Raw genomic sequence first — 14,298 nt, forward strand, 5'->3', positions numbered from 1 at the left:
TACGATTTGTTAACAAACATACAATTTTGAAACATTTTTCAAAATTTTAAACTTTGGTTAGTTTATAATCATTATGATTTGAACTTATTTACTTCGTGAGTCAACAAGTTTGCTCATTTGGTAGTTAAAGAAACAAACTTAGCCTGAATATATGCCGAGCAATTCTATGCTGTTTAATAACAATTTCGGAATAGATCCTTTAGTTGGTTACCATAAGCCGCGAATCATTGCTTGCTTGAACATAAAAAAGTTTTCTCAGGTTGAGTCTCACATCCCTTCTATTCTTCACTTCTGCGAACAACATCTACAAAAGATGTATGGTGAGTGTATAGCAACCGTTTTAGTCGCTACTCCAGAAGAGATTTCGATTCCTGATGATGACAATTTAATCTTAAATATCTCGTTGTATAACATCTTCAATCTACAGAATTCACATCACTATAATGAGAAACAAATTGGCATTGAAATTCAGCACTGTATAAAAAATTTCACTCCGGCGCATACAGACCTTTCTGCATCTTCAAGAGATCTTATTAACGAGCAACTGTCAAAAATGTTAGTGATTGCCAATGCCGTACAAAAAACTGTTGAAGAAAAGGAACTGTTTAAAGATGGTGAGCAATTTATTGCACTGGATCTAAAAGGCAATCCTATAGTGTTCAATTCTACAAATGCAATTAATAATCGTATTAGTTTAGGTTATGGAATTGTTGATGCACATGATCATCTTTTAACTACCTTCAGTGGTCATTTAAAAACTGAAAATATAGTTCGTTTTTTGGAGTGCTTAGCACAATCACAAAGCAATATTGAAAACTATTACAACAACTTCTTATCAAACAGAATTTTATCCTTCTTGGATGGCACGCTAAACTTCTTAGATTGTTCAGATCCGGAGTTTGCATTAGAGAAATGTCGTAAACTTTATGAAGAGTGTAAGCATCCGGCTAACACAGCCTTACCAAGCGGTCCTATAAGCCTTAATTTAGTTCCCACCTAAAAACAAGTGGGGACTTAATCCATGAACATGGATATATATTCAGCAACACCTCCTGTTGCTAAAAAACGCAGAACATACAGCAAAGAATTCAAACTCAGTATTGTCAATGCCTGTAAAAATCCTAATACCTCGATCGCTTCGGTCGCACTGCAACATAGTATTAATGCCAACCTTGTCAGTCGTTGGATCAGGATCTTCAGCCATCATGAGGGTGCCGTGCAGGATCCTACTCATGTGAATCCAGCATTTATTGCTTTGCCTTACACTGCTGCAATCAGCCAACCTATTGATGAGAGGATCACGTTGTGTATCACCGTGCCTCATACGAATAATGATATTCAGCTAAAATGGCAGACATCAGAAATACCTGCCTTGGCAGAATTACTCAAGGCACTGGCAACATGATCCGTATCAATGAAATTTGGCTCTCTACCCAGCCCATGGATATGCGAGCAGGAATGGATACTGTCATGGCTCAGGTGGTGAGAGCCTTTGGCTACATCAAACCGCATTGCGCCTACCTGTTCTGTAATAAACGTGGTCATCGTATGAAAGTGTTGGTACATGATGGACTGGGCATCTGGCTGTGTGCCCGGCGTTTGGAACAGGGTAAATTTCACTGGGCTCAAGTTCACCAAGGTGAAACCGTGGCCCTCAGCCCGGAACAGTTACAGGCATTAATCCAAGGTTTGCCCTGGCAGAGAATTGGATTGCAGCAAGTGGTGAATATGCTCTAAACCAAGCTCGACCATTCTGCCATCCTCCAAACGTTCTATTTCATTCTCTTCATGACCTCAGGCATACTGCGGTCATGAATACGCTGCCTGACTTAAGCCAACTGACCCATGAACAACTGCTGGAATTCACCAGACAGTTGGCGATGCAGCATCAGTCTCTAGCACAATCAAACCAACAATTGGATGCCAAAGTTCAACATCTTTCTATTCTCAATCAAAAATACGAGCATGAACTGGCGCTGTTTAAAAAGCACAAATTCGCCCAAAAGAATGAACACTTAACGGCAAAACAAATCCACCTATGGGATGAAGCGGTTGAAGAAGATATTGCTGCTGTTGATCTGGAATTAGAACGATTAAATGCAGATAAAACCGATGCAGCGACACAGAAAGCCAAAACCAATAAACCTAAACGTCGACCACTGCCAGATCATCTACACACCATCCGTATTGAGCATGAACCTGCATCAACCCAATGCACTTGTGGATGCCAACTCCGTCGTATCGGCGAAGATGTCAGTGAGAAACTGCATTTCAGACCGGCACAGTTCTATAAGGAACAGCATGTGCGTGGTAAATGGGTCTGTGATCAGTGTGACACTCTGACTCAGCAAGCGATGCCCGCCTATGTGATTGATAAAGGCATTGCTTCACCTGAATTGCTCAGCCATGTGCTGGTATCGAAGTATGCCGATCATTTGCCGCTGTACCGTCAACGTCTGATCTATCAGCGGGCGGGAATCGAACTTTCTAGATCAACTTTATCTGACTGGATAGGTCGCTGCGGTGTAGAACTGGAACCTCTGGCCAATGCCTTAAAAGAGGTGGTGCTGCAACAGCGGGTGCTGCATGCAGATGAAACACCGGTCACCATCATGCGGATGGGTGAGAATGAGAAAAAACCGAAGAAAGGTTATGTCTGGGCCTATGCCACCACACAGTACAATCCAGTTCAGGCGGTGATCTATGACTTTCAGGATAGTCGTTCAGGCCAGCATGCTGCAGAGTTCTTGAAAGGCTGGCAGGGCAATCTAGTCTGTGATGATTACAGTGGTTATAAAGCACGCTTTAAATCAGGCCAGGTCATAGAGGTCGGCTGCATGGCCCATGCACGTCGTAAATTCCATGAACTGCATGTGACCGGGAAAAGTCAGGTCGCTGAACAGGCATTGGTGCTGATTCAGAAACTGTATGCGATAGAAGCAGAACTCAGGAAAAAGACCGATGGTACAGCGGAAGACCGCCGCGAATACCGACAACAGCATAGTCAACCAGTGATGCAACAACTATATGAATGGCTCAACCAACATCATCTGACAGTGCCATCGAGTTCTCCCACCGCCAAGGCCATCAATTACACTCTGAAGCGTTGGCCAGCCTTAAGCCGCTATCTGGATGATGGCAATCTACCGATATGCAACAATTGGGTAGAGAATCAGATGCGTCCCTGGGCGTTGGGGCGCAAGAACTGGCTGTTTGCAGGTTCGCTGCGCAGTGGTCAGCGAGCGGCAAACATCATGACTTTAATCCAGTCAGCAAAGCTGAATGGGCTGGATCCGTATGCCTATTTAAGTGATGTGCTGAAAAGGTTACCGACACATAAAGTGACCCAGATTGAAGAGTTACTGCCGCACTGCTGGAAACCTAAATCGAATTAAAAAATAGGTATGGGATTCAGCGGACGCTTACTGAAGAGTCTAAATCGGCTTTATTAGACATAATTGATGAAATATGTATTTCTGATTTAAATAAGTTTCTTTTTAACCAGTTTGAAAAATCTATAAATTATGTATGTCTAGATTTTAAAGATAACCTTCAGGATTATTGCCGCTTAAGATAAAGATAAAAAGCCCTTAAAAAGGGCTTTTTTATTACCAAGTAAATAACCTTACAAGAATCAAAAGCACTAAAAGAACTGTTGCTTCAAATAACTTATTCAATGCTTTTGACTTATATCCTAAATGCCACTCGATACCACTTAAAATAGCTGAAGAAGCACAACCTAATGATATTAAAATTATTGGTGCTTTAGTCATAGGATAGATAAATACCGCAGAAATTCCAGCTATACTGCAAAAAAAGGCCAAATAAATAAAGAAAGATCTAGTTTTACTTCCCGTAAAATCATCCCGACTATTATCTTCATTTTCATCAAAAGGTTTTAAGTTAATAATATTTTTGAAATTAAATTTCAATTTTTTACTCATATAAGATGCCCAAACAGTATGAAATTAAGTATTTCAAATATTAAACAATATCATTTTCATAAACTATTGTTGTAATAGGTGTGCCCTTTTTACTTGAAATACCAAATGGTTGATACAATTTCGAGCCATCTTTCTTTATTGTAATTTGCAAGCTGATAGCATGGGAGAAGTCCATAGGATCAAAAATAGCCTTTGGTACAATAGTCTTTTTTCCTATAAAGAATCTAATCAATTTTTTAAACATATAGTCACTCATTTTTACTTTTAAACTCTGCCTCGTGATTGTCAAAGCGCATCTATTAGTTTCTGATATCTTCAAAAATATAACTTAAATCAAATAAATTTATATCTTTAGATAGAGCTTCCTTTTTAACGCTAAAAAGAATCTCAAAAAAGGAAAATAAATTATTTTCTGAAATTTCTTTAAAGTTAGATTGACCTTCTTCGCTTAACCACGATTCAATCAAAGCTGAATCAACCACGATATCTTTCTCTTTAAACAGTGTTATCAAAGTTTCAATATCATCATTTAGGTTTGTTAAGTGAACAAGTTTCTTAAAGATGTAATTTTGAGAAATATGCTTTTGAACCATTTTATCTTCATAACCTTCAGTTCGGATTAATTCCATTTTGTGTCAACCACTGTTTCCATTGCATAGAATATCTTATTAGATCTGGTCGATATCTTGCGTTCACGGAAGGAGTCCATGAATGATAAGCTGCGGCGCGAGTCCAGAAATCTACAGATGCAACTTTAGTACTCAGCCGATCACGTAATATTTTAGCGGCCAATACAGCGTTATAACACCCATCTGTACGAGCTCTCTCCATGTCTTGCGGGTTAAACATTCCTCCATTTCTAAAATGCTGTTTATTTACTTGGAAATGACCCATATCATTTGTCGCGTTAACTTCACCATTTCTACCTCTTTCTTTACTTTGAATTCCCAATAGCACATAAAGAGGCACACCTTCTGATCGAGCCGCAGCGATTACACATGTTAAGTTAGCTTCACGTCCACGAACGTAATTGATATTAACTTTTGGTTTTTGATAACTGTAATTATTTAGTACTTCAGGCGCAGCGACATTACCTCTAAATGCGTATTCTTGAACCCAATTTGTATTCGATGTTTGGCTTTGTTGTACAATTTCGAGCTGCTTAGCTTCTGGAGCTGGAGAATTGGTATAACTTATAGTTGTATAATTACCAGTTCTTCTTTGTGGTAAAACTACAGAAGTGTTTGCAGTTTTCGGATTAATTGAATGATTACTAGTAGTACCGCTATTAACAAAATTGGCTCTAGGAGAACCATTAAGCTGATTAGCATATAAACCAAGTTGCTGGGAGCTCATTTGTGGAACTTTAGCATTCGTTATGCCAGACACACACACCATACAACCAAGAAAGTAGAAAAGTCTTTTACTTTGTAGCATTTTTCCCTTCTCCACTGATACGCCAGTATTTAGGTTTTGAAAACCATGCATGATTTTTAAACCAAAAATAAAACTGAGACTGCTGTTCAAAAACCTTTAAAGTCTGTGCTTGCCATGACTTATGTGAATACTTAAGGGCATTAAGAAATATACCTAACCCTATAACCAGCCACGAGAAGGCAGATAAGGCAGTGAAAAATAATGAGTTATCCTTGAAAAAAATCTGATAAAAAGTAAATGCAAAACAACCGATTACGCAAAAAATACTTATATTTCTTAACATAATCGCCATTTCATAATGTTCTTTAATTGAATTATTGACTTGACCAACCGGAATTACTTCAAAGATCCGTTTAGCACTTTCGCGGCCAACTGCCAAAATTGCATTATTAGTCTTTTCACTAATTTCTTTTTTACTAGGTCCCGAAATGAATGAATTCTCAAAAGAACATTCAGGATTAGCGCATTTTAACGTGACTTTAACCGCTTTTGCTGGTGCTTTGTGCTCAACAATTTCATTATCAGTTAGCTTGATTTGCGATGTTTGAACAATGCTTTTGAAGCATGCAGGACAATGTATTTTCTTTAGACTTTTATACTGTTGTTTATTGAATTCATAGTCATTTTTCAGGTGTTTATAACCTAAATTTCCAGCTATACCTTTCAATGGCAACGTCACATACAAATAGACAAAAGCCTTACCAATTTTCTTCAGCATAATGAACGCCCTTTTTTAAAAAATTGCAGTATCAATTTTTTAAAATATTTTAATGTTATTTTTAAATTTATGCACTATAATTTTTTTAAAATATTTTGATTAGGCTTTTCCATGTTTCTACTTTACGGAATATTGGCTTTGATAGCTCAAGCATTTTTAATTTACTTTCCTTTTAAAATCAAAAGGTTTTTCCCTAATGGCCCATCCATTTTTCATGGTTTTTTCTTTCGTTACATTCTTCTAATTTCTCTTCAGATTTTGCTTTATAAGATCTTAGGGTTATCTGGATTTATAAATTACTTTCAAGAACTGTTAATAGAAAAATATATCTAAAGGTCAACGTATGAATACAGCCCTGTTAGTTAAGATCTTAAAGATCATATGCTTAATAATCTTTATAACCTTAGTCGTTTTGACTTTTTGGATTTGTGCTATACGAGATATATTCTTCATTCCAGTACATGCTGGTTTTTACAAATGTGACCGCCCCTACATTGGAGTTGTGACTAACAACAATGAAGTCAACACAACTCTAACCAGCAAGGACTATTGTGTTGACCTCTATATTGATTACAAAAACTTAAGAGGGAATAGTAAAATCTCACCCCAAAAGAACGAAAAACTTATTTTGGATTTTTCTAATTTATACACCGTATCTCTTGCAAAAAAGCACAGCTTCTTTACATCTTCCTCTAAATCGTATGATCATGAGTTGAAGAATGTTGGGCTCTTTTACCTATCTTATCAGCAGAATTGGAGCAGCACTCAATCAGATCCTAAGACTGTACAACCTCAATTAATCATTAATGACTTTAATCTCAAAACTGCACTTTTTTAAAGCTTGTAAGTAATGATTTTTTGGCTATATTTACTAAAAAATATTACTATAGATCTTAATTAATCAAGCTTGCTTAATCATGGGCGAAAAAAGAAAGATTTCCATTTCATCAGAAGTTTCGAACTACATAGAAAGTTTGGCTCGTACAAGCAAAGAAAATGACCAAGATCAAATTTCTTGGTCTATGCATATCAATAAAATGCTTTGTGATTATATTTCTATTGTTCAGAGCAACCTTCCAGAGTCACTATCACCCCAAATGGCCGATGCACTAGTTTTTATATGCCAAAATTATATTGATGACCTCTATAAAATTAATTATAGGGATGATCTAAAGCATTATTTATATAACTTTTATTTTAATTTAGAAAAAGAAAGTCAAATACCGCCATACATAAAAAGTGAGTTTTTAGATCATTTTATGGAAATGGAACTTACCCACATTGAAGCCCTCTCTATTCTTCACTTTTTAAAAAAGACACTCGCAAAACATCATCGAAATTAACATTAAACAAAAGCAAACATTTCATATTCCTGTTAAAATCGCATAACTAATACCCTTTTTATATAAATCACCTAGACATCTACACCTTGATGCTAGGAACACAACAATTGAGGTATGGGAATGAGATTAAATATTTCCGAATATGATGCACGTCAAATTTTTGCCAACTATTTAAGGGAAACGGCTGAATTAGACATCACAGCGGATCAACTAAAAGTTGATGGCACCCGCCATTACGTTAAATGCTTAAAGCGATCGCAAAAGAATAAGCACTCAAAGTCTGGGTGGTACAGATTAAATTTCGCTTTTGACGTGCCTAGTGTAATTTGGGGCAATTATAATACCGGCAATAAAGAGGTATGGCACCTAGATCCCAAATTGTTAAAGAAAGAGTCCAATCTATCACCTCAAGAACTCAGAAAATTGGAAAGGGAAAAGAAACAATACGAAATTCGAATGCGTAGAAATCATCGCTTTCAGAGAACCTTACAACGCATTGCTAAGACATGGTCGCGCATTGAATACAACAGAGCCCAGCCAGTTCAGTCCATACATGAACACCCTTATCTTAAAAATAAAGCCGCATTTCCTGAAGGATACAACTTAGACCTTGTTCGCATTATTAAAAAGCAACCATTGTTTGCTAAATCACTCCATATTGCTATTAGCCGAGTAGTAAAAAAAGCTGAAGCGAAAGGTTTAAATATTGACTATATCAAGCCCAAATATTTTCAGCACGCATGGTTCCAAAATCATCACATTAGACCTACCTTGATTAACGCATATTACGACGTTGATTTAAAAATCCAGAATTGCCAGCTTATCTCAGCACTACAAGACAGAGAGACCGGTAAACTAAAATTCTTTAAAGGGAATTTAACTCATGGCCGGAAAGATGGAGTTTTTTGCCCAATTCACAGATTGCCAGCGCAAGATGAAAAAATATTTGCACTCACTGAAGGTTTTGCCACTGGAAAAAGTTTTGCAAGGATCTGTAAAGAAAAACCTAATACTATCGCAGCTTTTGATAAAGAGTCATTAATCTCAGTAGCAATAGCAATACGAAACAAATGGCCAGATACCACCATATATATTGCCGCTGATAATGATTTAAATGAACAATTAAATGGCAAAACCAAGACAAATGGAGGGTTAATAAAAGCATATGAAGCAACTCAAGCTGTATCCGGATACGTACTAATACCTCCTATCAAAAAGGATGAGTTAACGCTCTCTGATTGGAATGATCTTGAACTGAAGTACGGTACACAGCATTGCCGAGAGATCATTAAACAACAGCTTATCGATATCGCAGAATTCAACCAAAGCCGTAATATGTCAAATTTTAAAATGCCAGCAATGGCATCCGCAAACATTCATAAACCTCAAATCAATATTCAGAAAACGACAGCAGCTCTAGATCCGGCAATCTTTACTTCGTGGTTAATACACCTCATGGAGAATCAGAAGGAAAAGGATGTCGATTTAAGTATGGCCAAAGATATTGTTCAAGCTGTTTCAAGCAATGAACAAAAGCAAGTCCTACCGATGCTTAAAGTAATTTGTCAGAAAAATGGATGGCACGATCTGGATCAAGCATTAAACCTGATGAGCGATAAAGTTGAGATAAGAAATAACAATGAAAAAGAAGCTCTAAATCGGGTAAATATGACTTTACAAGCAATCTTCTATGCTTCTAACAACACCACTATAGATGCTTCTAAAAAGGAAAAAGCAGAAGAAATGCTTAAAAACACCATTGAGTTCATTGGATATCTACCCATTAGTAGAGCCGAAAAAGTAAACATCTACACAAATATTAAAGATAATATATTTGAAGCAACAGATGAAGCGGAACCACGATGGAGCAAAACATTACTCAAGCTTTGTAAAGAAACAATTAGCGAAATGGAAAACAAACAAGTTAACCAGTTTGAAAATCAAAAATCACTAAGTTATGAGAGAACTTAATAAAAAAACTGCTCTTAGTGAGCAGTTTTAACTTTCATTTGCTGCTTCTCTAGAATATTAATTCCTAGTTTACAAAAAGGGTATCCCCAAAAAACAAATTTAACGCCTAAAACTGTAACATTAGCAAGCATAAATTGAACTAACGAGTAAGCACCTTCAACCGTAGACCAATTGAGAGGAGAAATAAATCTATCTAGATCCTTTCCTTCTATAAAGACAATAGTACCAAGAATGGTTAGAATACTATTATTAATCTCATCACTATATAGCCAAAAAATACAATAACAATAAAAAAAAGAAATACTTAGGAAAATAATCGGAATGAGATAATGCCAAATAATAAACTTTAAATTAATGTTCATAATTGATACCTTATTTTATATTTTACGAAACTATTATAGCTTCCAACCTAAACATTTTTCTACCAGTTTTAGTATTTGAAAGCCATAATTCTGCACTTCCTTGAAATTCATAAATAGTACTGTAAGTTAAATTTAATACAGAAACACCTACCTCTTTTTTAAGATTATTAATAATATTTTCACAATAGTATGCAGCTTCAATCGAACCAGCTTTTACAGTTCTATGCAAAATTCTATTATTACCTTCAAAAATTTTTACATTATATTTATTCATTTATCCCTCTCCAAATATTTAATTTTTGCCTATTCATTATATTTGTTTAGAGTTAGCATTACAATATGAAATATTAATTAGTTGTACTTTGTACAATTTATATTGACTTAACTAAGATTTCATCTAAAATGAGATTGTAGGTTGTTATCTATCTACAACACAGACTTAAGGTCTTATAATTAACAAAACAGTCAGATTCTTGATGAACTGATGAGGAAGGCACTTATGAAAGCAATTACAGTAAATTTTGTACAAAACCAAGCTGTACTTGAGACTCATGTTATTCACTTAACTGAAGCGAGCTATGAGCTTATCAAAGCTGAAATACTCCCTATCATTAATCAAAGCTCAAGTATTATGAGCTATCTTAAAAAGCTCAACAACGCCAAAAATATTATTCAAATTAGCTCTGCATTTCGACTTAAGAAGCATCTTCATACTTTATTGTCTGCAACCGGACAAATTAAGGACCAAAACGATTTAGCTTCGCTTCAGCATTTTGTTTTGATCTTAGGTAAAGTTTTTGATCGCTTAGTAAACCAGTACCATGAGCCAAATTTATACATTGGAGCTTATGTACTCTCAGTTACAACTTTACCTGTTCTAAACCTAGCTTTAGATACTCTAGAGGTTGATCCCGATTCTCTAGGAGCATTACATGCCTGAACCAAGTAAAAGAAATGGGGGCAAGCTGGTTAAAACCCCTTCAGAAAAAGTTGTGGATTATAGAAGGCACTGTTGCAAATAGGCTGACATGATAAGCTAAATATCTTATTTATTTCGAGATACAGCAGATGAATCCCTTCCATGGTCGGCACTTTCAAGGTGAAATCATTCTTTGGGCTGTTCGTTGGTATTGTAAATATGGCATCAGCTATCGTGAACTTCAAGAAATGCTCGCTGAACGAGGTGTGAATGTTGACCACACCACAATTTATCGTTGGGTTCAGCGTTATGCTCCAGAAATGGAAAAACGCTTACGCTGGTATTGGCGTAATCCTACAGATTTACATTCATGGCATATGGATGAGACTTATATCAAAGTGAAGGGGCGATGGACTTACCTGTATCGTGCAGTTGATCAACGTGGTCATACGATTGACTTTTACCTTTCCGCTAGACGGAACAGTAAATCAGCCTATTGTTTTTTAGGAAAGATCTTCAATACGGTGAAAAAATGGCAAATTCCACGGGTCATCAATACAGATAAAGCAGCGACCTATGGCCATGCTTTATCACGGTTAAAGCGAGAAGGAAAATGTCCAGTAGATATTGAGCACAGGCAGATTAAGTATAAAAATAATGTCATTGAATGTGATCATGGTAAGTTAAAGCGGATCATCAGGGCCACATTAGGATTCAAATCTATGAAGACGGCTTATGCCACAATTAAAGGTATTGAAGTCATGCGTGCACTACGTAAAGGACAAGCATCGTCATTTTATTATGGTCAGCCTCAAGGTGAAGTGTGTCTAATCAACAGGGTTTTCGGTCTCTAAGCACTTTTAAAAAGGAACTTCATCGACTCAAATCTCTATTTGCAACAGTGCCAGGCAGGTTTGTTGAACCTATACACGATGCCTACACAGATAGATCGGTTTTACAGATAATGTGCCGTTTTAGAGGATTCCATGCATGTCATTCATGATGCACATGCATGGAAAACTATAAGGTCTGACGGAATTATTCGTAATGAATTACAGTACGAATTGACTTACCTTCATGCATTAGATCAAAGGCTTCATTGATCTGATCCAAGCCCATCGTATGTGTCACAAATGGTTCTAATTGAATTTTACCTTTCATGGCATCTTCAACCATTCCTGGAAGTTGCGTACGACCTTTTACGCCACCAAAGGCAGAACCTAGCCATTTACGACCAGTAACCAGTTGGAATGGACGGGTAGAGATTTCCTGACCTGCGCCAGCTACACCAATAATTACGGATTGTCCCCAGCCACGGTGTGCACTTTCAAGAGCTGCACGCATCACATTCACGTTGCCAATACATTCAAATGAATGATCTACACCCCAACCAGTCATTTCGACAATGACTTGCTGGATTGGTTTGTCGTAGTCTTTAGGGTTTAAGAAGTCCGTTGCACCAAACTCTTTTGCCAGCGCAAATTTATCTGGATTCATGTCAACCACAATAATACGTCCTGCTTTAGCTTGACGTGCGGCTTGTACGACTGCCAGACCAATACCACCTAAACCAAAGACCGCAACACTATCACCTTCTTGTACTTTAGCCGTGTTGTGTACTGCACCGATACCCGTTGTGACACCACAACCCAGTAAGCAGACATGTTCGTGATTGGCTTCAGGATTGATTTTAGCCAATGATACTTCTGCCACTACCGTGTATTCACTGAACGTTGAGCAGCCCATATAGTGGTAAATCGGTTGACCATTATAGGAAAAACGAGTGGTACCATCTGGCATTACGCCTCTACCTTGAGTTTCGCGAACGGAAATACACAAGTTCGATTTTCCAGATTTACAGAATACGCACTCGCCACATTCAGCGGTGTAAAGTGGAATTACATGATCACCTGGTTTGACGCTAGTCACGCCTTCACCAACCTCAACTACGACACCAGCACCTTCATGCCCGAGAATAGCCGGAAAAACACCTTCAGGATCATCGCCAGATAAAGTAAATGCGTCTGTATGACACACACCGGTATGGGAGATCTTGATTAATACTTCACCTTTCTTCGGTGGTGCAACATCAACTTCAACAATTTGAAGAGGTTGACCAGGAGCAAACGCAACGGCAGCACGTGACTTCATGGAATAATTCCTTATACAGATCTATTTTAAATATGATTTTAGAATCTTGGCGATTTCAGCCAATTCTTCTTTTCGTTGTTGTTCTGTGGTTTCACCTGATACTAAAGTGTCCTTTAAATGAACCTCCAGCATTTCATTCATTAAACCATTAATAGCACCACGCACAGAGCATATTTGTTGCAGAATTGCACCACATTCCACATTGTCTTCTAACGCTTTTTCAATCGCTTGCGTCTGACCTTTGATCCTTCTGACGCGTAGAAGAATCTTTTTTTTGTCTTCAACCTGATTAGGCATCAGACCTCCTTATTTGCTAGCTTTTATACTATAGTACCCCATAGTATAAAAAAAGCAATATTTTTTATAAATCGAAAATCAAAAAGCTCTTTAGCGAAAATTTTCTATCCCTGTTTTTAGTTTTTTTTAAATTAACATCGTAGAGCTGATGGGCTTTGTTGCACAAAGATTTAAAAGATAACACTCTGCTCATTTGAACAGAATTCAAGTGACAACTTGGGTATGAGGACGACCTAATTCTGTAAATTTGTTCAATACGGCTATGCGTGCATGAATCTCATTCACCTGACTAGAAAAACTCCTTGCTGTTAATTTATCACCTAATAGTTTGATGCAATGCATCTTGGTTTCAACTAAACTTCGACGATGATAACCAGACCATTTTTTCCAAAGCGTTCTTCCTAAACGTTTAACTGTTTTCAGTAACTCATTCCGCTCTAAAGATCTCAATTTCTGATCTTTCCATGGTTTTGCATTTTTTCTTGGCGGAATGAGCGCATGTGCATCTCGATCTAGAATGACTTGTCTGCAGTGCTTCGTGTCATAAGCACCATCGGTATAGACCGAATCAATTCGTTCATCTAAGGGAATTTGAGCAAGTAAATCACCGAGTACTTGCGAATCGCTCACATTATTTGTAGTAAGCTGTACTGCACGTATTTGCAAGGTTTCAGCATCGATGCCAATATGAAGTGTCAGTTCCAATTTACTAAGCGACAGTTTTATAAAATATCAATAAAATACATTCAATATTCTAAAGAACTGTGCGACAAATTTACTAATCAATGTTGCGATAAGACCAAAAAAATTACACTTAACTATGCGACAAAAATAGCAACAGCTAATGTGCAAACAAACACTAGCGTATATTTTGTCGATGTATAAAACCATGAGTAAATAAGCTCATTTTTCTCAGGTTTATTGTTTAAGAGCTTTGCTAAACCGAGCAATACACAAATCAAAGTGGTAGCAATAGTTGCAAACCACAGACCTACCTTAAACCCATAAAACAACATTGATAAATTTGTAATTTCAGCATTTGAGTGAACATAAGTCATAAGAAAACTAAAAAAGAATAATCCAATTACAAATTTCCAAATGAAGATATGGACATTTGTTTTTTTCATCTAAATTCCCTTGAGCAAGCCTTATCGCA

The 14,298-nt window shown here is 37.0% G+C and carries 18 protein-coding genes and 1 pseudogene; 8 read left to right on the forward strand and 11 right to left on the reverse strand.

The window, feature by feature from the left end:
• Positions 1-166 precede the first annotated feature (166 nt).
• The 4 genes from EGS71_RS00950 (at position 167) to EGS71_RS00965 (ending at position 3,395) form a co-directional block, all read left to right on the forward strand.
• Positions 167-1,000 (forward strand): hypothetical protein, encoded by an 834-nt coding sequence (locus EGS71_RS00950; RefSeq protein WP_002011520.1) that lies wholly within the window; start codon positions 167-169, stop codon positions 998-1,000.
• 21 nt (positions 1,001-1,021) lie between these two features.
• Positions 1,022-1,405 carry a transposase gene (locus EGS71_RS00955; protein WP_001055589.1) on the forward strand — a complete coding sequence of 128 codons (384 nt, stop codon included), beginning with the start codon at positions 1,022-1,024 and terminating at the stop codon, positions 1,403-1,405.
• Entirely contained in the window at positions 1,402-1,737 is a 336-nt protein-coding gene (gene tnpB, locus EGS71_RS00960; protein ID WP_000619347.1) for an IS66 family insertion sequence element accessory protein TnpB, read from the forward strand. The genes EGS71_RS00955 and tnpB overlap by 4 nt, the downstream gene beginning before the upstream one ends.
• Before the next feature lie 74 nt (positions 1,738-1,811).
• A complete protein-coding gene (locus tag EGS71_RS00965) occupies positions 1,812-3,395 on the forward strand; it encodes an IS66-like element ISAba25 family transposase (RefSeq protein WP_001094424.1) in 1,584 nt (527 codons plus the stop codon).
• A 213-nt stretch (positions 3,396-3,608) separates the two neighbouring features.
• Here the strand turns inward: EGS71_RS00965 and EGS71_RS00970 are convergent, their stop codons facing one another.
• From EGS71_RS00970 to EGS71_RS00990, 5 genes are read right to left on the reverse strand one after another with little or no spacing between them, the layout of a single operon-like run.
• Positions 3,609-3,944 (reverse strand): hypothetical protein, encoded by a 336-nt coding sequence (locus EGS71_RS00970; RefSeq protein WP_000038505.1) that lies wholly within the window; start codon positions 3,942-3,944, stop codon positions 3,609-3,611.
• Between the two features lie 40 nt (positions 3,945-3,984).
• On the reverse strand, positions 3,985-4,188 hold the full coding sequence (locus EGS71_RS00975; RefSeq protein ID WP_000473709.1) for a hypothetical protein: 204 nt from the start codon (positions 4,186-4,188) through the stop codon (positions 3,985-3,987).
• 55 nt (positions 4,189-4,243) lie between these two features.
• Complete coding sequence (locus tag EGS71_RS00980) at positions 4,244-4,573, reverse strand: DUF1456 family protein (RefSeq protein ID WP_000420425.1); 330 nt, start codon at positions 4,571-4,573, stop codon at positions 4,244-4,246.
• A complete protein-coding gene (locus EGS71_RS00985) occupies positions 4,554-5,381 on the reverse strand; it encodes a transglycosylase SLT domain-containing protein (RefSeq protein ID WP_000941930.1) in 828 nt (275 codons plus the stop codon). The genes EGS71_RS00980 and EGS71_RS00985 overlap by 20 nt, the downstream gene beginning before the upstream one ends.
• On the reverse strand, positions 5,368-6,099 hold the full coding sequence (locus EGS71_RS00990; RefSeq protein WP_000913724.1) for a hypothetical protein: 732 nt from the start codon (positions 6,097-6,099) through the stop codon (positions 5,368-5,370). Before EGS71_RS00990 ends, EGS71_RS00985 begins: the two co-directional genes overlap by 14 nt.
• 917 nt (positions 6,100-7,016) lie before the next feature.
• On the opposite strand from EGS71_RS00990, the gene EGS71_RS01005 reads away from it, so the two are divergent.
• A complete protein-coding gene (locus EGS71_RS01005) occupies positions 7,017-7,442 on the forward strand; it encodes a hypothetical protein (RefSeq protein WP_000504197.1) in 426 nt (141 codons plus the stop codon).
• 120 nt (positions 7,443-7,562) lie between these two features.
• Positions 7,563-9,413 (forward strand): hypothetical protein, encoded by a 1,851-nt coding sequence (locus tag EGS71_RS01010; RefSeq protein ID WP_001238796.1) that lies wholly within the window; start codon positions 7,563-7,565, stop codon positions 9,411-9,413.
• Positions 9,414-9,427: 14 nt separating this feature from the next.
• On the opposite strand, the gene EGS71_RS01015 is transcribed toward EGS71_RS01010, so the two are convergent.
• Positions 9,428-9,775, reverse strand: a complete 348-nt coding sequence (locus tag EGS71_RS01015) for a hypothetical protein (RefSeq protein ID WP_001024682.1) — start codon at positions 9,773-9,775, stop codon at positions 9,428-9,430.
• A gap of 22 nt (positions 9,776-9,797) precedes the next feature.
• Positions 9,798-10,049 carry a hypothetical protein gene (locus EGS71_RS01020; protein WP_001046277.1) on the reverse strand — a complete coding sequence of 84 codons (252 nt, stop codon included), beginning with the start codon at positions 10,047-10,049 and terminating at the stop codon, positions 9,798-9,800.
• A gap of 225 nt (positions 10,050-10,274) precedes the next feature.
• Between EGS71_RS01020 and EGS71_RS01025 the strand changes: the two genes are divergently transcribed.
• Both EGS71_RS01025 and EGS71_RS01030 read left to right on the forward strand, forming a co-directional pair.
• The gene (locus EGS71_RS01025) at positions 10,275-10,715 is read left to right on the forward strand and encodes a hypothetical protein (RefSeq protein ID WP_000644490.1); all 441 of its coding nucleotides are present in this window, start codon (positions 10,275-10,277) and stop codon (positions 10,713-10,715) included.
• 128 nt (positions 10,716-10,843) lie between these two features.
• Entirely contained in the window at positions 10,844-11,548 is a 705-nt protein-coding gene (locus tag EGS71_RS01030) for an IS6-like element IS1008 family transposase (protein ID WP_001067790.1), read from the forward strand.
• A 184-nt stretch (positions 11,549-11,732) separates the two neighbouring features.
• Here EGS71_RS01030 and EGS71_RS01040 read toward each other — a convergent pair whose 3' ends face one another.
• The 4 genes and pseudogenes from EGS71_RS01040 to EGS71_RS01055 form a co-directional block, all read right to left on the reverse strand.
• Entirely contained in the window at positions 11,733-12,845 is a 1,113-nt protein-coding gene (locus tag EGS71_RS01040) for an S-(hydroxymethyl)glutathione dehydrogenase/class III alcohol dehydrogenase (RefSeq protein ID WP_000842132.1), read from the reverse strand.
• Positions 12,846-12,866: 21 nt separating this feature from the next.
• Positions 12,867-13,142, reverse strand: a complete 276-nt coding sequence (locus tag EGS71_RS01045; RefSeq protein WP_001133625.1) for a metal/formaldehyde-sensitive transcriptional repressor — start codon at positions 13,140-13,142, stop codon at positions 12,867-12,869.
• A gap of 204 nt (positions 13,143-13,346) precedes the next feature.
• A pseudogene (locus tag EGS71_RS01050) lies at positions 13,347-13,835 on the reverse strand (IS5-like element ISAha2 family transposase); the annotation flags it as partial.
• Between the two features lie 125 nt (positions 13,836-13,960).
• Positions 13,961-14,269 (reverse strand): hypothetical protein, encoded by a 309-nt coding sequence (locus EGS71_RS01055; protein ID WP_000753507.1) that lies wholly within the window; start codon positions 14,267-14,269, stop codon positions 13,961-13,963.
• Between the last annotated feature and the right edge of the window lie 29 nt (positions 14,270-14,298).

The sequence above is a fragment of the Acinetobacter sp. FDAARGOS_559 genome, assembly GCF_003940475.1.
GTDB lineage: Bacteria > Pseudomonadota > Gammaproteobacteria > Pseudomonadales > Moraxellaceae > Acinetobacter > Acinetobacter baumannii.